Origin of the sequence: Allonocardiopsis opalescens (assembly GCF_003002095.1) — a bacterium.
In the GTDB taxonomy this organism is placed as follows: domain Bacteria; phylum Actinomycetota; class Actinomycetes; order Streptosporangiales; family Streptosporangiaceae; genus Allonocardiopsis; species Allonocardiopsis opalescens.
Genome location: NZ_PVZC01000007.1, coordinates 157,154 through 177,056 on the forward strand (window position 1 = coordinate 157,154; position 19,903 = coordinate 177,056).

Genomic DNA, 19,903 nt, shown 5'->3' on the forward strand with positions numbered 1-19,903 from the left:
CCGCGAGGACGCCGGTACGTCCCATGGCGGCGGGGCCGGCGGCGACCGTGCCGGGTAGGCGGCGGATCGCCCTGATCGGTACCGGCGGCCTGGCCCGGGCGGTGGCCTGCTCGCTCGCGGTGGTCTGCCGGGCGCCGCTCGACGTGGCCGTGGTCGGGCGACGCGCCGAGCGGGCCCGGCAGGTCTGCTACCTCGCCGCGACCCGTGCCGCCTGCGGCGGCGCGACCGGCCTGCGCTTCACCCCCGGCACCACGCTCGCCGACGCGGTCGACGGAGCCGACGGGGTGCTGGTGCTGGCGTCCGAGCACTCGCCCTGGGAGGCGGCGCGGGCGCCCTCGGCCTGGACCGCGCTGCTAACCCGCGCCGGTTTCGGCCTCACCCTGCCGTTCCAGGCCGAGCCGGCGCGGCGGGTCGCCCGGCTGCTGGCCGGCCGCACCCCCCGGCCGTGGCTGCTCAACGGCTGCTTCCCGGACGCGGTCAACCCGCTGCTGGCCGCCCTCGGGCTGCCGGTGCTGGCCGGGATCGGCAATATCGCCCTGCTCGCGGCGAGCGCCCAGGCCGCGCTCGGCCTGCCCGGCCAGAGCCGGCTGCACATGCTCGCCCACCACGTCCACCTGCACGCGCCCGCCGCCGAGGCCGACGACGTGCGGCTGTGGCTGGACGGCGCAGCGCTCCCGGCACCGGGCCGGCTCCTCGCCGAGCAGCGCGCCGCCGAGCGGCAGGAGCTGAACCAGGTCACCGGGCACGCCGCCGCCCTGCTGGTGGCGGCGATGGCGGCGGGCGCACCGGTCGACACCCACCTGCCCGGGCCGCACGGGCTGCCCGGCGGCTACCCGGTGCGCGTCCACGGCTCCGAGGTGCGGCTGCGGCTACCCGCGGGCCTGGACCGCGCCGCCGCGGTCGCGTTCAACCAGCGGGCCGCCGCCGCTGACGGCGTCGTGCTCGACGGCGACCGGGTGCGCTTCGGGCCCCGCGCCGCGGCCGAACTGGACCGGGTGGCGCCCGCGCTGTCCGGAGGCTTCCCGATCGGGGACCTCGACGCGGCCCGCGCCGAACTGCACGTCTTGCGCGAACGGCTGCGCGGCCGCCCCGCCGACCGACTCCCAGGGACACCGGTATGACGACACACCCCGCGGCGGCGCCGCCCGCCGTCTTCCACGTCGCGGTGGACCGGCCCGACCGCGCCGGCGGGCTGGTCGTCGCGGCCCTCCTGGTCCTCATCGGCCGGTATCTGGGCACCGCGCGACCCGAGGTGCACCTGCTGCCCGACGACGGCGGCCCCGCCGCGGACACCGGCCGGGCCGCCCGCCGGCTGGCCGTCGAGCTGCGGCCGGGCCTGGGCGGCGCCGAGCTGCTCGACCAGGTGACGCGGCGGCTGAGCAGGGCCGAGCCTCCGTCGCACCCCGACACCGGCCCCGCCGGGCGCGGCGGCGAACTCGCCTGGGCGGCCATGGGCGCGACGGCCGTGTGGCGCGGGACGGGCACCGCCGCCGAGCCGGTGGCGGTCCCGCCGGGCTACGGCCGGCTCGTGGTGCTCCGCGAGACCGAGGGCGGCGGGACGGCCGTGTCGGTCGGCGGCACCTCCCCCGCACTCGGCCGCCGCGTCGCCGCCGACCTGCGGACCCTGGTCGACGCGCTGGCGCGCTCGCCGCACGCCCCCGTCGCGGACCTCGCCCGGCCCGCCGACCCGCCGCCCTACCGGCCCGGCCCTCTCCACCGCGCGGCCCGGGACCACACGCCTTTCCCACCGGAGGCCGTCGCCACGTCGATTCCCGGGCGCTTCGCGCAGCAGGCGCTGCGGCACCCGGACCGCCCCGCCGTGATCACGCCGGACCGCACCATCGGCTACGCCGAGCTGGCGCGGCGGGCGGGCGGCATCGCCGCCGCCGTGCTCGACCGGGCCGGCCGCGGCGCGGGCAGGGTCGCACTGCTCGTCGAGCACGGGCCCGACATGATCGCCGCCATCCTGGGCACGCTGCTGGCCGGCAAGGCCTACGTCCCGCTGGACCCGCGCCACCCGCCCGCGCGGCTCGGCGCCATGCTGGCGCACGCCGAACCGGAGCTGCTGCTAAGCACGGCCTCACTACGCGACCGGCACGCCCGGCTCACCGGCGGCGGCGTGCCGGTGCTCGACCTCGGCGACCTGGCCGACGCGGAGATCGGAGCGGCTCCCCCGGCCGCGCCCGAGGCCGCGGCGTACGTCCTCTACACCTCGGGCTCGACCGGCCGGCCGAAGGGCGTGCTGCAGACGCACCGCAATGTGCTGTTCCAGATCCGCAACCACACCGACAACCTGCGGATCTCCGGCCGCGACCGGCTCAGCCTGCTCTCGTCCTTCGGTTTCGACATGGCGGTGACCGACCTCTTCGCCGCCCTGCTGAACGGAGCCGCGGTGGTGCCCGTCGACGTGCGGCGGCTGGCGGGCGGCGGGCTCGCGGACGTGCTGAGGGCGACCGGCGTGACCGTGTACCACTCCACGCCGACCCTCTACCGGCACCTGGTGGACGGCGCCGGCGGTCCGGACGCCTTCCCGGACGTGCGCGCCGTGGTCCTCGGCGGCGAGCAGCTGACCCGGCGCGACCTGGACGCCTTCCGGCGGCACTTCCGGCCGGACTCCGTCCTGGTCAACGGGTACGGCGCCACCGAGGTGAGCTTCGCCGTCCAGCACCACGTGCCCGGGCGGCTGCTCGGGGAGGCGGCGGAGGGGGTGCCGATCGGCCGGGCGCTCGACGGCTTCGAGGTGCGGCTGCTCAGCGACGAGGGCCGGCCGGCCTGGCTGGCCGGGGAGGTCGCGGTCCGCGGCGAGCACCTCTCCCCCGGCTACTGGAAGGCCGGACCCGAGGACGCCGCGCGCTTCACCGTGGACGACGGGGTCCGCGTCTACCGGACCGGGGACCTGGCCCGGCGCGGACCGGACGGGCTGCTGTACTACGCCGGGCGCCGCGACCACCAGGTGAAGATCCGCGGGCACCGGGTCGAGCCGTCCGAGGTGGAGCGGACGCTTGAGGAACTCGGCTGCGTCGTCGAGGCGGTCGTGGTGGCCGAGGAACCGGACCGGCAGCGGCTGCGCGGATACGTCCGCACGCACCGGCCGCCGCCGGACCTCGCGGAGCTGCTGCGGCGGCACACCGCCGAACGGCTGCCCGACTACATGGTCCCGGCCGGCTTCGTCGAGGTGGACGCCTTCCCGCTCACCGCGACCGGGAAGGTCGACCGCCGGGCGCTCGCCGCGCGGGCGCCGACCGAGCCCCAGGAGCACGAGCGCGCCGCGGCCGGGGAGGCGCCGCGGAGCGCGAACGAGCGCTACGTCGCCGGGCTGTGGCAGGAGATCCTCGGCCGCACCGGTGTCCGGCGCGACGACGACCTGATCGCCATGGGCGGGCACTCGCTGACCGCGATCCGGCTCGCGGCCTGGATCCACCGCGACACCGGCACGGCGGTCACCGGCGTCGAGCTGCTGCGCAGGCCGACGGTGCGCGCGCAGGCGGCGCTGCTGGACGAGCGCTCGGCGGCCGCGCCGCCGCGCGCCGAGCCGGGCGGCGCGCGCCCCGCGGCACGCCCCGACGGCCTGCTGCCGGCCTCGCCGGCCCAGCGCGGGCTCTGGGTGCTGCACCAGCTCTACCCCTACTGCACCGCCTACCATGTCGCGGGCTGCTACGAGATCGAGGGCGCGGTGGACGGCGGCGCGCTGCACCGTGCGCTGAACCAGGTCGCGGCGCGGCACCCGGCGCTGCGGACGACCTTCGAGACGCACGGCGGCGAGGTGTGGCAGCGCGTCCACGACGCGGGCGAGGTGCCGGTGCGCTCGGCGGACCTCACCGCGCTTCCCGAGCAGGAGCGGTTCCAGGCGGCCGGCCGCGCGATCGCCGAGGAGCTGCGCCGCCCGATGCGGCTCGACCGGGGGCCGCTGTTCCGGGCCGTGCGCTACCGGCTCGGCCCGCGCCGGCACGTCCTGCTCGTCATCGGCCACCACCTGGTCATGGACGGCTGGTCGCGGGAGCTGGTGCAGCGCGACCTCGGCGCCGCCTACGCGGCGGGCGGGGAGGCGGCCTGGGCCGCGGCGGTGCCCGGCTTCGCCGAGGTGATGGACGCCGCCGGGGCGGGCCGCCCGCCGCTGCGGCGCTCCCTCGCCTTCTGGCGCGAGCACCTGTCGGACCCGCCCCCGCCGGTGCTCCTGCCGGTGCCGCCGGTGCGCCCGGCCCGGCCGAGGTTCCGCGGCGACCGGGTCGGCTGCCGGCTCGACGCGGAGACCACCGCCGGGCTGCGCGCCCTCGCCGTCGCGGAGGGCGTCCCGATCTTCCAGGTCCTGGCCGGCGCCTTCGCCGCCACGGTCGGCGGCTACGGCGACCGCCGGGAGGTGCTGCTCGGCATGCCCGTCGCCGGCCGCGACGACCTGCGCACCGAGCCGGTCGTGGGCTTCTTCAACAACTCGGTCGTCGCGCGGTGCGCGACCGACCCCGCGCTGCCCTACCGGCGGCTCATCCGGCGGACCGGCGAAGCGATCCTCGCCGCGCTCGAACACGCGCACGTCCCGTTCGAGGAGCTGGTCAGGGAGCTGGCCCCGCCGCGCACGCCCGGCGTCAACCCGATCTACCAGATCTGGTGCAACATGCTCTCCTACGACACGATGCCGCTGACGCTGCCCGGCTGCCGGGTCCGGCGCTTCGACCCGCCGGTGACCGGCGCCCTGTTCGACCTCTCGCTCTACCTCACCGACCGGGACGGCACCATCGACGCCGCCCTCGTCTACGACACCGACCTCTTCGACCGCGAGCAGGCGCTCGCCATCGCGGCGCAGTACGAGGCGGCCCTGCGCACCGTGGCCCGCGATCCGGACGCGACCCCGGCCGGGCGGCGGCTGGCCGACCCGGCCGTCGCGCCCGCGCGCTTCCCCGCGGCGGCGGCGGAGTCGGTCCCGGAGCGCTTCGCGGCGGCGGCCGCCGCCCGCCCTGAGGCGCCGGCGCTCCGCCACGGCGGCGCCGAGACCGGCTACCGCGCGCTGAGCGCCGAGGTGGCGCGCTTCTCGGAGTCGCTGACCCGCGCCGGGCTCGACGGACGCACCGTGCTCGCGGTGCTCACCCGCCGCCGGCCGGAGCTGGCCGCGGCGGTGCTGGGCTCGCTGGCCGCCGAGGTCCCGTTCCTGCTGCTGGACGCCGAACTGCCGGTGGCGCGGCTGGCCGCTCTAGTCCGCGAGGCGGCGGCGCCGGCCGCCGTCGACCTGACCGGCGGTTCGCGGGCGGCGGGCGAGCTGGCGGCGGCGCTGGGGGACGGGGTCGCCTGGCTCGGCCCCGGGTCCGGTCCGGCGCCGTCCGGCCGGCCGCCGCTGCCGGAGCCCGCCGCCTACCTGGCCTTCACCTCGGGCAGCACCGGCCGCCCGCAGGGGGTGCTCGGCACCGAGCCGCCGCTGCGCGTGTTCTTCGACTGGTACGCCCGGGAGTTCGGGCTCGGCGGCGGCGACCGCTTCTCGCTGCTCGCCGGGATCGGGCACGACCCGCTGCTCAGAGAGCTGGTCCTGCCCCTGACGATCGGCGCCGCGGTGTGCGTCCCGCCCGCGGACGCGGTGGCCGTGCCGCACCGCCTGCTGTCGTGGCTGGCGGAGCAGGAGGTCACCGTCGTCCACCTGACCCCGGCGATGCTGCGGATGCTGGGCGCGGCCGCCGCCCTGGACGGCCGGACCCTGCCCGCCGTCCGGCTCGTCGCCTCCGGCGGCGCGGCGGTGCGCCGGGACGACCGCACCACCGCCCGGCGCCTGTTCCCGAACGCACGGGTGCTCAGCGTCTACGGGACCACGGAGACGCCCCAGGGCGTCAGCGTGGTCGACCTCGCCGAGGAGTTCGCCGGTCCCGCGCGGGAGGACCTGTCCCCGCTCGGCGCCGGCACGCCCCACGCCCAGCTGATGGTGCTGGGGCGGGACGGAGCACCGGTACCCGCCAACGGGGTGGGCGAGCTCGCGGTGCGGAGCCCGTACCTGGCCGCCGGCTACCTGAACGCCCGTGCCGAGCAGGCCGGTCGGTTCCGCCCCGACCCGTACGGGGCGGCCGGCGTCCGCCTGTACCGCACCGGCGACCGGGCGCGGCTGCGGCCGGACGGCCGGCTGGACTTCCTCGGCCGCGGCGACCGGCAGCTGAGCGTCAACGGCCACCGGGTCGAGCCGGCGGAGATCGAGCGGACCGCCCTCGCGGAGCCCCGGATCGGCGACTGCGTGGTCGACGGCGACGCCTCGGAGCTGGTCGCCTACGTGGCGCCCGCGGACGGCCAGGCCGTGACCTCGGCCGACGTCGGCCGCCACCTCGCCGCGAACCTGCCGCCGGTCATGGTCCCCGACCGCATCGTCGTGCTGGACCGGATACCGGTCACCGAACGCGGCAAGCCCGACCTGGACCGGCTGCGCCGGCTCCGCCGCCGCGAGGCGGCGAGCCCGGCCACCCAGGACGCGGTGACCGAGACCCTGGCGCAGATCTGGCGCTCGGTCCTCGGCCTCGCGGAGGTCGGGGTGGACGACAACTTCTTCGACCTCGGCGGCAGATCGCTGACGCTGCTCAAGGTCCACACCCGGCTGCGCGACAGCCTGCGCCGCGACGTCGAGCTCCTCGACCTGTTCCGCCATCCGACCATCCGCCGGCTCGCCGCCGCGCTGACCGCCGCCGAGGAAGGATAAGCCCCTCATGGACCGCGCCCTCGCCCAACCCGCGATCGCCAATCTGCTACTCGACTTCTACCAGGACCTCCCCGAGGTCATCGGGGCGCGTGTCGCGGACACCGCTCCGGTGGACGACGACTCGGCCTTCTCGCCGGGCTTCCTGCTGCCGGAGCCCGACGAGGCGGTGCGCGGCTACCTGTCGGCCGCCACCGCCGGCTGGCACGAGCTGGACGGCTACGGCGGGCACCGGATCAGCCTGCTCGACCTGGCCCGCAATCCGGGCACGCACACCACCAAGACCTTCGCGTCCCTGCTCATCGTCGCGCGGGCCGCCGAGTACTGCCGGCGGACCGGTGAGCGCGTCATGATCCTCTCGCCGACCTCGGCGAACAAGGGCGTCGCGCTCCGCGACGCGGTACTGCGGGCGGTCGACGCCGGCCTGGTCGAACCGGACATGCTCCGGGTGGCCGTGATCGCGCCGCGCTCCTGCGCCGGCAAGCTCCGCTCCAGCCGACTGAGCACCGACCCGGCGCTGAGCGCGCTCAACCCCGTCCTCGTCTACCCGGGCAGCGAGCCCGAAGAGGTCAAGGCGGTCGGACGGGCCTTCCTGGCCGAGCACGCCGGCCGGCTGCGGCGGCGGCACGGCCTGCGCACCTGGTTCACGCTCGCCCTCGACAACTACGTGGTCGCCGACGCGGCCCGCGCCTTCTTCGAGCGGCGGGCCGCCCCGGTCGAGGAGGCGGCACGGCCCCGGCTGCACGCGCACGCCGTGTCCAGCGCCTTCGGCCTGCTCGGCTACCACCACGGCCGCGCGGTGCTGGAGCAGCGCGGCGACGCCGACCCGGCCCGCCGCCCGGCCAGCCTGCTGGTGCAGCACCTGGCGACACCCGACATGGTGCTGCACCACAAGTACCGCGACTTCTCCCGGGACCGCCTCCCCGCCTACACGCGCGACCCGCGGACCGGGGCCCTCGCCCAAGACGTCGACCCGCACTTCCCGTTGACCGCCGGCAGCCTGGACGAGGTGCTGGAGCCGACCTTCTACTCGCACCGGCCGGCGACCTCGGAGGCGATGAGCGCGATCATCGACCGCCACGGCGGCTCGGGGATCGTCGTCTCCCGGGCCGAGTGCCTGGAGCGGTACCCGCTGGTGCGCGCTCTGATGACCTCAGCGCCGCGGCCGCTGCCGGCCGACCACCGGCAGCTGCGGGAATGGTCGCTCGTCATGGCCTTCACCGGAGTCATGAACGCCATCGACCGCGGACTCGTGTCCGCCGAAAGCGATGTGGTCGTCCACGGCTCCGGCTACTACGGAACCCACGAATTCGAGCCGATCGCGGAAGCGTCGCTACTGCCTGTCCGGACTGCGGACGACGTCGCCGATGCCGTAGGCCGCTAAACGGCGGGAGCGAACCGCGCCAGGCCGTCCGACAGAACGGTCGCCTTTCCCACCGTGCTCTCGAATGCGAAATGGCCGTCGCCGTTCGGCCATATGGCGGTGGTGAGATCCTGGCCCGGCAGCACGGGCCGAGTGAAACGGACCGCCAGGCGCTCTATCCTGTCGGTCCGCGATTCGGCCACCCCGGTGAGCAGCGCCCAGGACGCGAATGCCATGACGCACATTCCGTGCGCGATGATTCCGGGAAATCCGGCCCGCCGCGCCACCTCGTCGTCGAGATGGATCTGCAGGGGGTCGCCGGCCGCCTGCGCGTACCGGAAGGTCTGGTCGTCGTCCAGGTGCGCGACCGTCGAGCACAGAGCGGGCCGCTCCCGCAGGGCCGGGTCGAAGCGGTGCTCCGGCGCCTGCTCACCGGCGGTCTCGGCCGCGTCGTAGCCGACGAACACCGCCGTCAGCCACTGCTCGGTGACCAAGGCGCCGCCAAGGGTCCTGGACTCGGCGTGCACGGTGAGCGTGGAGCCGTGCGGACGCCGCAGCCGCCCGATCGGCCGCGCCCGGCAGACGAGGGCGTCACCAGGAGAGACCGACCGGTGGAAACGGAGCTCGTGCCTTTCGTGCAGCCCTTTCGTCGCGGCCTCGAACGGCACGCTCGCCATTACGACCGCCATCATCGACTGGAACGCGGGCACCACGGCGAACACCGGCGGCGCGATATCGCCGCGCCGGTGCGCCGGGATCGGATCGTTCGTCGCCTCCGCGTAAGCCGCGATTCGCTCAGCGGTGACCGCGAACTCCGCAGGCCGCCCCCAGACCCCCAAGGCACCCGTTTCCATATCGCCCATGCCCAAGCACGCTCCACGGTCCGATAAACCGCCGGACAATGACAGGCTCAACCGTACCGGCCCGAACGGAAACACAGAAGACCGCGGGAACCGCCATTATGTGCGGCGGCCCCGTTCCGGCAACCGGCCACCGGCCGGCGCCGCCGGTACTGCTCACGCGCGTGCCGGCAGCGGCACTACCGGAAGAACTCGCGCCGGTGATCGGCCGCGGCCGGCGGGCTGGCCCTGGCCCGTCCAGGGTGCCGGGCTCGGCGGGCAGCCGGGTCGATCGGCGGTGGCGTCGGCTCCGGCATGCGGCTACATTAACAGAATGCGCATTCTAAGAAAGCGGCGTTCGCCGTCGACCGTTGGCGACGAGACCCCGGTTCCGGCCGCACGCGGCTGGGGCCGGTTCGGGCCGGTGCTGGTGCTCCTGCTGTTCGCGCCGATCAGCGCCGAGTACCTGATCGGCTACGACGTCCTCGCCGGTGATCCGCTCGCGATGCTGTTCGGTCTGATGGTCTTCGCCCCGCTGTACGGGGCGCCGGCACTGCTGATCCGGGAGCTCGTCCGCCGCACCGGGGGCGGCTGGCCGTCGATCCTGCTGCTGGGCGCCGCGTTCGGGCTGGTGCAGGCCGGGCTGATCGACCAGGGCCTGTTCAATCCCGCGTACCGGGACATCTTCTACTGGGACGCCCTGCGGCAGCCGACCTTCCTGGCCCCGCTCGGCACGAGCGGCTTCATGCTGTTCCACTTCACCGCGCTGCACGCCTTCGGCAGCGTGTACGCGCCGGTCGCCGTCGCCGAGGCACTGGCGGGAAGGAACCGGGACCGGCCGTGGCTGCGGCCCCTCGGGCTGACCGCGACCACCGTCGTCTGGCTGCTCGCGGGCTGGTACGTGCTGGCCGACCATCTGCGCTTGGAGGGGTGGCAGCCGTCCGCTTGGCAGGTGGCGGGAACCGTCGCGGCCGTCGGCGCGCTGGTGTGGGCGGCGCTACGCACGGCGCGGCCGTCGCCGGTCAGCGGACGCACTCCGGCGCCCTCGCCGTTCGTCGTGCTGGTGGTGAGCCTCGGCCTGCTCGCCGCCCGTCCGCTGCTGGCCGCGCTCAGCCCGGCCGGGCCCGGCTGGAATTCCTGGGGACCCACCCTGTTCGCGGTCGCGGCCGTTGTGCTGTGGTCGTACCTGATGCTCCGCTGGTCTCGCGCACCCGGCTGGTCCGGCACGCACGTACTCGCCTCGGCCGCCGGCTACCTGTTCGCGGTCGGCGGCGCCGCGTTCCTGGTCACGCCGCTGGGCGACGTCGACCCGGCGGCGAAGGCCGCCGGTAACATCGCCCTGCTGGTCCTCGTGGCGGTGCTGGTGGCGGCCGGCTGGATGGTCCAGAACCGCCGGGAGGTGCCTGAATAGGTGAGAACCGTCAATCCGCAACTGCGCGAGGAGCGGACCCGTCAGATCCGGTCCGGCGCCGTCGCCGCGTTCAGCCGGAACGGGTACGCCAACACCACCGTCGCCGAGCTCCGGCGCGCCACCGGCCTCAGCTCGGGCGCGCTGTTCCACTACTTCGCCGACAAGGCCGCCATCTTCCGCGCCGTCGTCGAAGCCGCCTGCGCGCAGCAGCGCGAGCGTCTGGCGGCGATCGACACCACCGAACCGCTGCCCGCGTTCTGGGCGACGATCGACGTGCTGAGCACCGACTTCACCGACCCCCAAGCGGCCGGCATGTCCGCCGCCATCCTGGAACGCCTGGGCGCCGACCCGGAACTGGCCACCCTCCTGGCCGACCACGAAGCCCTCGTCGTACCGCTGCTCACCACCCTGATCGAACGCCTCCAGGAGCAGCGCCTGATGGACGCCTCCATCCCGCCCGCCCGGGCCGCACGATGGATCACCAGCGTCGTCGACGGCCTGATCCTGAACTGCGGCGACGAGGACTTCGACGCCACCGCCGAAGCCGGATTCCTCACCCACGCCCTCCGCCGCACCTTCCGGATAGCCGAATAAACTGTCGCTTCCGGTCCAATCGCTTGCCGCTTCAGGTTGCCACCGCCGCGCGACGGCCGCGCACGCACCTCACGCGCCGCCATAGGCCGCCGCGGCACCGGTCCACGCGACCGCGGCTGGGATGTCCACCCGGCGGGTCGTGCCGATACGGCCAGGCGGACAATGCTCCCGTGAGCTTCGATCTGGCGGTTCTCGCCATGGACGAGTCGGCCGACGCCGCGGCGGCGCAGGCGATGTTCCAGCGGTGCACGTCCACCGATCACGATGAGGGCGAACTGGACGAGCGGGTGGTCGGGTTCTACGAGCGCCTCCGCTCGCGCTTCCCGGACCACCCGTCCCATGGGGCGGAGTCACCGTGTCGGCGCCACTGGCGATCGGCATCGACCACGTGATCATGAGCCTGGGCTCCGCGCCGAGCAGCGACGCGGCGCTCAAGGCGATCGAGGAACTCGCCGCGGAATTCCGCCTGGTCATCTGGGACCCGCAGTCCCAGGAAGCCAGCCTGCCGAATCGGCGATGACCCGTCGCTCGACCGCCCAGGCGACCTTCGCCCGGTAGGCGGGAGTCAGCGAAACGGTGGACGGTCCTGCCCCGACGTCTTCGAGTGGTTCGGCTGGTGCGCAGCATGAACAACCGCTCGTCGCCAGCGACCACCGTCCTGGTCAAGCCGTGGGGTCCGCCCCGTTGGGCAGCACCGTGGCGAGGCCGGCGATGGTGGTGTCGACGGCGAAGCGGTAGTAGGACTCTCGGGTTCGCGCGGCCGATTCGCCGCCTTGGGCGAAGGGGCGCATCAGTTCCCGGCCCATTCTGCGGACCTGGTCGGACGCTGTGGGCATGTCCTGGAATTCGGCCATCATCGTGGCGTGGTCGCGGGGGCCGTCGCCCTCGTGCTGTAGGCGGTCGTCGCCGATCGAGATGGTGAGCATGGCGTTGTTGAGCAGGAGGGCGTAGGCGAAGCTCGCTCGGTCGGCGAAGCCGGCGCGGTGCAGGGCGGCCATGCCGGCCTCTAGCGTCGGGAGCACGGCGGGGATCGTCGGGCCGTGCATGAGCATCCACTTCGCGACACCCGGGTAGCGCGCGGCGAGCGGTCCGACGTCGTAGAGGAGTCGGCGGAACCACTCCTGCCAGTCCAGTTCGGTCGGCGGAAGCGGGATCCGGTCGAGGACGCGTTCGACCACCCGCCGGCACAGCAGGTCCTTGCCGCCGACGTGGTGGTAGATCACCGATGGGGCGACCCGCAAGCGGGCGGCGAGATCGCGGATCGACCAGCTCAGCAGGTGTGTCTCGCGGGTGAGGTGCACGGCGGCGTCGATGACGGTCTCGGGCGTCAGGCCCACGTGGAACGGCGTGGCGGCCGTGTCGCTCACGGTGTCTCCTCTCAGCGGGCGACAGGTGGGGCCCGGCGCACTGACCGACGAACGGGTTGGGGCACAGCCTGCCTTGCCCCACCTGGCGCCGATGCATTAGAACAGTGTTCACTATATCTGTGATAATGGTTATCAGTCTCGATCAGTGAGAGGGGCAGGCCCATGGCGCGGCCCGAAGGCAGGGGCGACCCGACAGCCGGCGCGTCGGACCGCGATGCGGACGCCGGCACGGACGAGTCCTTCTTCGCCCCGGTGAAGGGCAGCCTGGCCGCGATCATCGGGCTGAGCGTGCTCGGGGCGGTGAGCAGCGTGGTGCCGTTCATCGCCATCGTCGAGCTGGCCCGGACGCTGCTGCCGGCGCTCTCCGGCGACGCGGTCGGGGCCGGTCGCGTGTGGGCGGTCGTGGCCGTCGCGGTGATCGCCCTGTTCGTGAGCTTCGGCGCCGCCTTCCTGTCCGGTATGGTGAGCCACTTCGCGGACGCCGAACTGCAGCTGTCCCTGCGGCGGCGGATCATCCGCCACCTGCAGAGACTTCCGCTCGGCTGGTTCGACGCCCGCAGCTCGGGTTCGGTGCGCAAGCTCGTCGAGAACGACGTGGTCGCGCTGCACCAGCTCGTCGCGCACACCATCCACGACGTGATCTTCGCGGTGACGGTCCCCCTGGTCAGCCTGGTCTACCTGTTCACGGTGCAGTGGCAGCTCGCCGTGGCCGCGCTCGTGCCGCTCGTCGTCACCGCGATCCTGTACCCGGTCCTGATGCGCGGCGGGGCGGAGAAGTACCGGCAGTACGACGAGGCGAGCGTCCGGCTGTCGGGGGCGACGGTCGAGTTCGTGCACGGCATCACCGTGGTCAAGCGCTTCGGGCAGCTCGGCCGCAGCCATCGCCGCTACCGCGAGGCGACGAAGAGCTATGTGGAGTTCGTCGGCGAGTGGACGCGCCAGACCGCGGCGATGTTCACGCTCATCGAGATCGTCACCTCCCCGGTCGTGGTCCTGGTCTGGCTGCTGGCGGTCGGCTCATGGCTGGTGGGCATCGGCGCCGCCGCCCCGATCGACGTGCTCCCGGGGCTGCTGCTCGGCCTGGGCCTGACCAGCCCGCTGATGAAACTCGGCTCGTCCTCGCAGTTCCTGCGCAACGCGACGAAGGCGCGGCAGTCCCTCGCCGCCTTCTTCGCGCTGCCGCCGGTACCGCGGCCGCGCGCACCGCGCACTCCCGACGGCCGCGGCGTCGCCTTCGACGAGGTCTCGTTCGGCTACGACGGCCGCCACCGCGTGCTGCACGAGATCGCCGCCGTCTGCGCGCCCGGCACGGTCACCGCGCTGGTCGGCGCGTCCGGATCGGGCAAGTCCACCCTGGCCAAGCTGCTGCCCCGCTTCTACGACGCCGACGAGGGCGAGGTGGCGATCGGCGGCGCGGACGTACGGGAGATCGCCTCGGCCGCCCTGTACCGGCAGGTCGGATTCGTCTTCCAGGACGTCCGGCTGCTGCGGACGAGCCTGCGCGACAACATCCGCCTCACCCGCCCCCACGCCACCGACGACGAGGTCGAGGCCGCCGCCCGCGCCGCGCAGATCCACGACCGTATCCTGCGCTTCGACCGCGGCTACGACGCCGTCGTCGGCGAGGACGCCAACCTGTCCGGCGGTGAGGCCCAGCGCGTGACGATCGCCCGCGCGCTGCTCGCCGACGCCCGGGTCATCGTGCTCGACGAGGCGACCGCCTTCGCCGACCCGGACTCCGAGGCCGCGATCCAGCGGGCGCTCAGCACCCTGGCCGCCGACCGGACCGTGCTCGTCATCGCCCACCGCCTGCACACCATCGTGGGCGCCGATCAGATCCTCGTCCTCGACGGCGGCCGGATCGCCGAGCGCGGCACCCATGCGCAGCTCGTCGCCGCAGGGGGGCGATTCGCCCGGATGTGGGCCGACTACCAGGCGAACCACGCTCGTTCGCTCCCGGAAGGAGTCCAGGGATGATCCGCCGGCTGCTGCACTACTCCTCCCCGCGGGCGCGCCGCCTGCTCATCACGGAGCTGGTGTTCATCGTCGCCACGGCGGTGCTGCAAGGCGTCGCCTTCCTGATGCTCGTCCCCCTGCTCCGGGCGCTGTTCCTCGCGGACATGGCGGCCGTCGAACCGTGGCTGCTCGCCCTCGCCGCGGTCGGGGCCGTGTACACGGCGGCGTACTGGTTCGCCGGCCAGATCGGGATGAAGGCGAGCACCGCGCTGCTCGACTCGCTGCTGACCCGGCTCGGCGACCGTCTCGTGGAGCTGCCGGTCGCCTGGTTCGGACCCGACCGCTCGGGGATGGTCACCGGCATCGCGATCCAGGGCGCGATGTTCGTCTCCACCACCCCGTACTCGATCCTCCGGCTGATCCTCACCGGGTTCATCACCCCCGGGACCGTGCTGGTCGGAATGTACGCGTTCGACTGGCGCCTCGCGGTGGCGATGACCGTCATGGTGCCGGTCATGGCGCTGGTCTATCGGTGGCTGCGTGCCGGGATCGCCCGCGGCGACGCCGCCCACTCCGCGGCGGTCGCGGACGCCTCCAACCGGGTGATCGAGTTCGCCCGCGCCCAGCCGGCCCTGCGGACGGCCGGCGACGGGTCGATCGCCGACCGGCTGGTCGATGAGGCGCTGCACCGGCAGCACCGCGCCTACAAGGGCATGCTCATCACCGGCGGAGCGGGCATCGCGTCCTTCACCGGGGTCGTGCAGCTCTCGCTCACGGTCATCCTCGTCCTGGGCGCCTACCTCGCCGTCGGCGGCTCGGTCGACCCGGCGACCCTCATCGCCCTGCTCGTGCTCGGGGTGCGCTTCAACGAGCCGATCGTGGGCGCCGGCGACCTCGGCGGCGGCATCTCGCTGGCCAGGACCACGCTCGACCAGCTCGACGGGCTCGCCGCCCTCAAGGCGCTGCCCGAGCCCGCGCGGCCCGCCACCCCGCGCGACTGGGGCGTCGAGTTCCGGAACGTCAGCTTCGGCTACGGTGGCGCGCCCGTGCTCCGGAACCTCTCCTTCACCGCGCCCTCTCGGCGCATGACCGCGATCGTCGGCCCTTCCGGCTCGGGCAAGACCACGATCACCAGGCTCATCGCCCGCTTCTACGACCCCGAGGCCGGCACCGTGTCCATCGGCGGCGTCCCCGTGCCCGAACTCGGCACCGCGGTGGTGGAGGCCGCCGTCTCGCCGGTCTTCCAGGACGTCTACCTCTTCGACGACACGATCCTGAACAACGTCTGGATCGGTAACCCGGAGCTCGGCCGCGAGGAGGTCATCGCCGCCGCGGCACGGGCCCGCGTGGACGAGATCGCCGAGCGGCTGCCCGGCGGCTGGGACGCCCGGGTCGGCGAGGGCGGCTCGAAGCTCTCCGGCGGGGAGCGGCAGCGCGTCTCCATCGCCCGGGCCCTGCTCAAGGACGCCCCGATCGTGTTGCTGGACGAGGCGACCGCCGCACTGGACATCGGCAACGAGATCGCCATCGGCGCGGCCGTCGACGCCGTGCGCGCCGAGCGCACCCTGGTCGTCGTCGCGCACCGCCTGCAGACGATCATGACCGCCGACCAGATCATCATGCTCGACGGTGCGGGCGGCATCCGCGAATCCGGCACCCACACCGAGCTCCTCGCCGCCGGCGGCGCCTACGCCCACTACTGGCACGAGCGCGTGGGCGCCGCCGGTTGGCAGCTCGCTCCCCCGGCCTGAAGCCCCTCCCTCCGTGCCACGAAAGGATCGGCGGATCGGCTATGGGGCGATATGAACGGGCGGGGTCACCGTCGTGGCGTATAGGTCAGGACCACCGCGCCGTTGCCGATCTCGGTTACCCCCGCCAGGTTCATGCGGGTGGTGCCGAGGCCCGACAGTAGCGACTCGCCGGAACCCGCGACGAACGGGGAAATGCTCAGGTGCAGCTCGTCGAGCAGGCCCGCTTCGATGAGTGCGCGGCTGAACGGGCCGTTGCCGTACTTCAGCAAGGTGCCGTCACCGGACTGCTTGAGCTGGGCGACGGCCTCCAAGGCGTCGCCGGGGAGCACCTGGGCGTTCCAGGTGGTCTCGGTCAGTGTGGTGGAGGCGACGTACTTCGGTAGAGAGTTGAGCTTGTCGGCGAGAGGGCCGGTCATGCTCGGCCAGGTTTCGGCGAAGCCCTGGTAGGTCAACCGTCCGAGTACGAGACCGGCCGCGTGCTCCAACAACTTCAGCTGGTATTCGAAGTGCTTGTCGTTGGGGGCGACCTTTAGCTGTCCGGCCCAGAATTCGTCCCCGACGAATCTCCCGTCCATCGAGAGATGGTCGAACTCGATCAGTTTCCGCATCCCCGGAGTCAAGCATTCCGGTGATCGGGCCGTCTTGTATCGAACCGAATCCGGCCGGCTTCGCGGTGCAGGTCAGGAGGGACGCGGCAGCGCGGCCAGGCGGGCCGGGCCAGAGGTCAGAACGCGAGGACCGGTCGGCCGGACCGCAGTTCGCCCGGAGTGTGGCCGGTCGCCCACCGCATGGCCCGCGCGAACTGCGGCTGGTCGTAGTAGCCGCCGCCGGCGACCACGTCGGCGATCGGCTCCCCCGCCGCCAGGAGCCGCGCGGCGTGCCGTGCCTGCTCGATGCTGACGAGCTTGCGGCGCGATATCCCGACGGCCCGGCGGAAGCGGAGCTGCGCCGTCCGCTCCGACATGGCCCGCGGCCGTTCGCCGTGCCGGATCTCCTCGGCGAGTGAATCGAAGAACAGCAACCCCGCTCGCACGAGCCGGTCGACGAAGACGTCGACGTTCTGCTCGGTCGGCATCTCCCAGTCGCGGTTGTCCAGCAGGATCCGGTCGCCTGACGGGGTCGGCAGCACGGCGTCGTTCAGGTCGGCCAGTCCGGCGGGCGGGAACAGGGGCAGATAGGCGCCGAGCCGCAGTTCGACACCGAAGTACTCCGTGTCCTCCGGACAGGTCATCGGGGTGGCCCTGTCTCCGGTCCGCGCAGGTGCACCGTCAGCCGGTCACCGGACCGCGCGAACGCGATCATGGACGCGCCTTTGACCACCGAGGCGAAAGGAGTCGCGGCGTCACAGCGTGCCGTCCACACTCGCCGCACCATCGGGAGTTCACCGGCGACAGTGCCGAAGATCAGCCCCATGGCGGGAGTCTAGCCGGGGGCCACAGTGCCGGTCCGGCTTTCGACCCGGCGGCGGCCAGGACTGGACGAGGGTGCCGGCGGCCGCGGGCATAAAGCACTCGCGCGTACGGCCCCGCCGATGATGGGGTGGCACGGTGACCGACGACGACGCGGCGGCCGTACTGCCGTCGACACTGGCCTGGGTGGGCCGGCAGCTGGCAGCCGGCGAGCGGATCGTCGGGATCGAGGCGCTGCACGGCGGCATCACCGCCGAGATGCGGCGGCTGACCATCGCCGCGCGGGACGGACGAACCCGTGACCTGGTGCTGCGGAGCTTCGTCGACCCGTTCTACCTGGAACACGCCGAGGACTGGCTGGCCAGGGAGACCGGCGCGCTGTCCCTGCTCGCCGGGACCGGCGTGCCGGCTCCTGGCCTGGTCGCGGTCGATCCGACCGCCGCGCAGTGCGCGTATCCGTCGCTGCTGATGACGCATCTGCCCGGCCGGCCGGTCCTCGATGATGAGGGAGTGGAGACCCGCGTTCCGCTGCTGGCCCGCCAGCTCGCGGCCATCCATGCCGTACGGCCCGTCGAGCGGCCCCGGACGTATGTGGCCTTGACGACCGCCGACACCGTCGTGGTTCCGCGGGGCGCCGACGCGGCGGCCTGGGCCGCGGCCATCGACGTGATCCGTAGGCCCCCGCCGCCCTATGCGGGGCGATTCCTGCACCGCGACTTCCAACCCGGCAACGTGCTGTTCGACCTGCCGCCCCACGGGCCGGCCGGCGCCCGGATCAGCGGCGTCGTCGACTGGGCCGCGGCCTCCTGGGGCCCGGCGGATCTCGATGTGGCGCACTGCGCCGTCAATCTCGCGCTGCTGCACGGCCCGGCGTGGGGCCTGCGGTTCCCCGAGGCGTACGAGGAGGCCGGCGGGGTGCTGGCCGCCGCCGCGAGCGAGCGGCTGTACTGGCAGGTGCGCGACGCGCTGGCCAGTTCGGAAGAAGTGCGGCCGGTGGCGCGGCAATGGCGCCGGGCAGGGCGGACGGACCTGACGACGCGCACCGTGGAGCAGCGGCTGGACGCCTACGTCACCGCCCTGATGGACGCCCTGGGCTGAGCCGGCGCGGCCGGGACCCGGCCCGGACCGCACCGTGCACCGCTCGACCAGGCCCTGTCCTCCCGAGGCTCCGGCCAGGGCGGGAACGGCGGCTCAGCTCCACAGGAACGGGACGACCATCGTGGCGAGGGTGAAGACGGGGCCGATGACGACCATGGACAGGCCCCAGATGATCAGGTTGCGGTTGACGCGGGGGCGGTGCTCTTCGACGGTGGAGGCGACGATCGTCGCGCCCGTGGTGCCGAAGGGGGCGCAGTCCACCAGCGAGGCCGAGATCGCGACGGCGTAGATGAAACCGGTCATCTCCAGTCCGCCGCCAGGGACCAGCAGCGGAACCGCCAGCGGAATCAGCGCGCCGATGATGCCGATCGTGGACGCGAAGGCGGAGACCAGGGCCGCGATGACGCAGATGACCAGCGCCGCGAGCAGCGGCTGGCTGACCGAGCGGGCCGCCTCGCCGAGTTGGTCGATCGCGCCCAGTCTGGTGAGGACGTCGACGTAGGTGATGATGCCGCCGAGGAGCAGGATCGTGCTCCAGTCCACCCGGCCGATCGCCTTGCGGCCCACGCCGGGGTCGATGAGGGCGATGATGACGGCGATCGTCAGCGCGACCACACCGAGGTTGATGTCCACCCCGCCCTGCGTGAGCAGGAAGAAGCCGCCGATGAGCACGAGAATCGAGACGATGACGACGACCTGCAGCGCCGTGGGCCCGGTCCGCGTCGCGGTCCGCCCCTCCGTGCCGCCCGCAGCGGCCGGCGCGGCCGCGCTCTGGGCCTCCCGGGAGCGCGCGATGAGTTCGCGTCCGCCGAAGAGGAAGAAGGCGACCAGCACGACGAGGGCGTTCACGCCGATGGAGAGCGCGAACATCAGCCCGGCGTTGTAGGGCACCTGGGCGGACGAGGCGACGGTCTGCACGGTGATGCCGACGATGCTGGTCGGGGCGAGGGCACCGCCCACGATGGCGGAGCTCATCGCGATGCCCATGAGGGTGGAGTTGATGCGGTGGCTGTGCGCCAGGCTCATCGCGATCGGCACCACGGCGAAGGCGGCGTGCGAGGTGCCGAGGCACGCGACGCCGGTGCCGATCAGCCACAGGCCCCAGGGCAGCAGCGCCACCCGGTCGCCGATGAGCACCAGCGAGCGGTCGACCAGCCAGTCGATGGTGCCCGTCTCGCGTGCGATGCCGAAGAGGTAGGTGATGCCCAGCAGGATGACGAGCGCGTCGACCGGGAAGCCGCCCAGCACGTCGTCAAGGCTCTCGCCGACGACGCCGATGCCGACGACGAAGGCGCCGACGAGCGCGAGCGCGCCCATGTGGACATTGCGCAGGGACGAGATCGCGAAGACCGCGGCGAGCCCGATCAGGGCGATGATCTCGGCGGTCATGCCGCGCCGCCGCGGTGTGCGGGCGCGCGGTGGGGGGTGCGCGCGGTACGGGTCGTCATCGGGTTCACTCC

The 19,903-nt window shown here is 73.7% G+C and carries 16 protein-coding genes; 10 read left to right on the top strand and 6 right to left on the bottom strand.

What is annotated here, in order from left to right; all coding sequences use genetic code 11:
- Positions 1-23: 23 nt before the first annotated feature.
- From CLV72_RS22400 to CLV72_RS22410, 3 genes are read left to right on the top strand one after another with little or no spacing between them, the layout of a single operon-like run.
- Positions 24-1,121, top strand: coding sequence for a potassium transporter TrkA (locus CLV72_RS22400; RefSeq protein ID WP_106249885.1), 1,098 nt, complete (start codon positions 24-26; stop codon positions 1,119-1,121).
- Complete coding sequence (locus CLV72_RS22405; protein WP_106249888.1) at positions 1,118-6,658, top strand: non-ribosomal peptide synthetase; 5,541 nt, start codon at positions 1,118-1,120, stop codon at positions 6,656-6,658. The genes CLV72_RS22400 and CLV72_RS22405 overlap by 4 nt, the downstream gene beginning before the upstream one ends.
- Before the next feature lie 7 nt (positions 6,659-6,665).
- On the top strand, positions 6,666-8,039 hold the full coding sequence (locus CLV72_RS22410; RefSeq protein ID WP_106249891.1) for a DUF6002 family protein: 1,374 nt from the start codon (positions 6,666-6,668) through the stop codon (positions 8,037-8,039).
- On the opposite strand, the gene CLV72_RS22415 is transcribed toward CLV72_RS22410, so the two are convergent.
- Positions 8,036-8,881, bottom strand: coding sequence for a MaoC/PaaZ C-terminal domain-containing protein (locus tag CLV72_RS22415; protein ID WP_106249893.1), 846 nt, complete (start codon positions 8,879-8,881; stop codon positions 8,036-8,038). The genes CLV72_RS22410 and CLV72_RS22415 overlap by 4 nt on opposite strands.
- A 310-nt stretch (positions 8,882-9,191) precedes the next feature.
- On the opposite strand from CLV72_RS22415, the gene CLV72_RS22425 reads away from it, so the two are divergent.
- The 4 genes from CLV72_RS22425 to CLV72_RS33705 all read left to right on the top strand — a co-directional run bounded on the left by CLV72_RS22425 (position 9,192) and on the right by CLV72_RS33705 (position 11,382).
- Positions 9,192-10,268, top strand: coding sequence for a hypothetical protein (locus CLV72_RS22425; RefSeq protein WP_146159527.1), 1,077 nt, complete (start codon positions 9,192-9,194; stop codon positions 10,266-10,268).
- Entirely contained in the window at positions 10,269-10,862 is a 594-nt protein-coding gene (locus CLV72_RS22430) for a TetR/AcrR family transcriptional regulator (RefSeq protein ID WP_106249897.1), read from the top strand. It begins immediately after the preceding gene.
- A gap of 170 nt (positions 10,863-11,032) precedes the next feature.
- On the top strand, positions 11,033-11,254 hold the full coding sequence (locus CLV72_RS32915) for a hypothetical protein (RefSeq protein WP_211303041.1): 222 nt from the start codon (positions 11,033-11,035) through the stop codon (positions 11,252-11,254).
- Complete coding sequence (locus CLV72_RS33705) at positions 11,251-11,382, top strand: hypothetical protein (protein WP_281262429.1); 132 nt, start codon at positions 11,251-11,253, stop codon at positions 11,380-11,382. The genes CLV72_RS32915 and CLV72_RS33705 overlap by 4 nt, the downstream gene beginning before the upstream one ends.
- Positions 11,383-11,524: 142 nt before the next feature.
- Here CLV72_RS33705 and CLV72_RS22440 read toward each other — a convergent pair whose 3' ends face one another.
- Positions 11,525-12,229: a TetR/AcrR family transcriptional regulator gene (locus CLV72_RS22440; RefSeq protein ID WP_106249900.1), complete on the bottom strand. Its 705-nt coding sequence runs from the start codon at positions 12,227-12,229 to the stop codon at positions 11,525-11,527.
- A 162-nt stretch (positions 12,230-12,391) separates the two neighbouring features.
- Here CLV72_RS22440 and CLV72_RS22445 point away from each other — a divergent pair, with 162 nt between their 5' ends.
- Both CLV72_RS22445 and CLV72_RS22450 read left to right on the top strand, forming a co-directional pair.
- Positions 12,392-14,206, top strand: coding sequence for an ABC transporter ATP-binding protein (locus tag CLV72_RS22445; RefSeq protein WP_106249902.1), 1,815 nt, complete (start codon positions 12,392-12,394; stop codon positions 14,204-14,206).
- Complete coding sequence (locus tag CLV72_RS22450; RefSeq protein ID WP_106249904.1) at positions 14,203-15,936, top strand: ABC transporter ATP-binding protein; 1,734 nt, start codon at positions 14,203-14,205, stop codon at positions 15,934-15,936. The genes CLV72_RS22445 and CLV72_RS22450 overlap by 4 nt, the downstream gene beginning before the upstream one ends.
- 65 nt (positions 15,937-16,001) lie before the next feature.
- Here the strand turns inward: CLV72_RS22450 and CLV72_RS22455 are convergent, their stop codons facing one another.
- The 3 genes from CLV72_RS22455 to CLV72_RS31850 form a co-directional block, all read right to left on the bottom strand.
- Positions 16,002-16,544: a dihydrofolate reductase family protein gene (locus CLV72_RS22455; RefSeq protein ID WP_106249906.1), complete on the bottom strand. Its 543-nt coding sequence runs from the start codon at positions 16,542-16,544 to the stop codon at positions 16,002-16,004.
- Positions 16,545-16,660: 116 nt separating this feature from the next.
- Positions 16,661-17,167: a helix-turn-helix domain-containing protein gene (locus CLV72_RS22460; protein WP_106249907.1), complete on the bottom strand. Its 507-nt coding sequence runs from the start codon at positions 17,165-17,167 to the stop codon at positions 16,661-16,663.
- Positions 17,164-17,349, bottom strand: a complete 186-nt coding sequence (locus CLV72_RS31850) for a hypothetical protein (RefSeq protein ID WP_146159528.1) — start codon at positions 17,347-17,349, stop codon at positions 17,164-17,166. The genes CLV72_RS22460 and CLV72_RS31850 overlap by 4 nt, the downstream gene beginning before the upstream one ends.
- A 134-nt stretch (positions 17,350-17,483) precedes the next feature.
- On the opposite strand from CLV72_RS31850, the gene CLV72_RS22465 reads away from it, so the two are divergent.
- A complete protein-coding gene (locus tag CLV72_RS22465) occupies positions 17,484-18,443 on the top strand; it encodes a phosphotransferase family protein (protein WP_106249908.1) in 960 nt (319 codons plus the stop codon).
- Positions 18,444-18,536: 93 nt separating this feature from the next.
- On the opposite strand, the gene CLV72_RS22470 is transcribed toward CLV72_RS22465, so the two are convergent.
- Positions 18,537-19,832, bottom strand: a complete 1,296-nt coding sequence (locus CLV72_RS22470) for an SLC13 family permease (protein WP_106249909.1) — start codon at positions 19,830-19,832, stop codon at positions 18,537-18,539.
- Positions 19,833-19,903 lie beyond the last annotated feature (71 nt).

What these genes read in the sequence shown, in the direction of transcription:
- CLV72_RS22400 (WP_106249885.1), top strand. Translation starts at nt 24, where the DNA reads ATGGCGGCGGGGCCGGCGGCGACCGTGCCGGGTAGGCGGCGGATCGCC.
- CLV72_RS22405 (WP_106249888.1), top strand. Translation starts at nt 1,118, where the DNA reads ATGACGACACACCCCGCGGCGGCGCCGCCCGCCGTCTTCCACGTCGCG.
- CLV72_RS22410 (WP_106249891.1), top strand. Translation starts at nt 6,666, where the DNA reads ATGGACCGCGCCCTCGCCCAACCCGCGATCGCCAATCTGCTACTCGAC.
- CLV72_RS22415 (WP_106249893.1), bottom strand. Translation starts at nt 8,881, where the DNA reads ATGGGCGATATGGAAACGGGTGCCTTGGGGGTCTGGGGGCGGCCTGCG.
- CLV72_RS22425 (WP_146159527.1), top strand. Translation starts at nt 9,192, where the DNA reads ATGCGCATTCTAAGAAAGCGGCGTTCGCCGTCGACCGTTGGCGACGAG.
- CLV72_RS22445 (WP_106249902.1), top strand. Translation starts at nt 12,392, where the DNA reads ATGGCGCGGCCCGAAGGCAGGGGCGACCCGACAGCCGGCGCGTCGGAC.
- CLV72_RS22450 (WP_106249904.1), top strand. Translation starts at nt 14,203, where the DNA reads ATGATCCGCCGGCTGCTGCACTACTCCTCCCCGCGGGCGCGCCGCCTG.
- CLV72_RS22455 (WP_106249906.1), bottom strand. Translation starts at nt 16,544, where the DNA reads ATGCGGAAACTGATCGAGTTCGACCATCTCTCGATGGACGGGAGATTC.
- CLV72_RS22460 (WP_106249907.1), bottom strand. Translation starts at nt 17,167, where the DNA reads ATGACCTGTCCGGAGGACACGGAGTACTTCGGTGTCGAACTGCGGCTC.
- CLV72_RS31850 (WP_146159528.1), bottom strand. Translation starts at nt 17,349, where the DNA reads ATGGGGCTGATCTTCGGCACTGTCGCCGGTGAACTCCCGATGGTGCGG.
- CLV72_RS22470 (WP_106249909.1), bottom strand. Translation starts at nt 19,832, where the DNA reads ATGACCGCCGAGATCATCGCCCTGATCGGGCTCGCCGCGGTCTTCGCG.